Origin of the sequence: Corynebacterium sp. MSK150 (assembly GCF_030229215.1) — a bacterium.
Lineage (GTDB): Bacteria > Actinomycetota > Actinomycetes > Mycobacteriales > Mycobacteriaceae > Corynebacterium.
The window spans coordinates 1-461 of sequence record NZ_JASPHM010000043.1; the positions used below are offsets into that span (position 1 = coordinate 1).

Sequence of the window (461 nt, forward strand, 5' to 3'; positions counted from 1 at the left end):
TCACCGGTGATGGACCTGTTCGACCGCTCAATCGTCGCCCACACAGTGGCCACATCGCCGTCTACGGCGTTTACCTCGGCTTCGTTGGCGCAGGCGATCAAAGCGTGTGCTCCAGAGCCGGGCTGGATGATCCACACCGATCAAGGATTCCAATACAAGCACTCATCATGGCGCACCCTGATTAGCCAGCACCAGGGAGTCCAATCGATGTCACGCAAAGGCAACTGCTACGACAACGCGGTCATGGAGAACTTCTTCGGCCACCTGAAAACCGAGATGTACCACGGAGAAGCCTTCGACACCGTCGCAGAGTTCAACCAGGCAATCGACGAGTACATCCGGTGGTACAACACCGAACGCATCCAACAACGACTCAAGGGTCTAACCCCGATGCAATATCGAAATCAGACCCTTGAAGCCCTAACCGCCTAGAATTAAACCAGTCCAACTTTCGGGGGCCA

Annotated in this window: 1 protein-coding gene; it reads left to right on the forward strand. The window is 55.5% G+C overall.

The genetic code is table 11. From position 1 onward, the window contains the following. On the forward strand, positions 1–432 hold a 432-nt coding region (locus QP941_RS11555), incomplete at its 5' end, for an IS3 family transposase (RefSeq protein ID WP_284869007.1). Positions 433–461 lie beyond the last annotated feature (29 nt).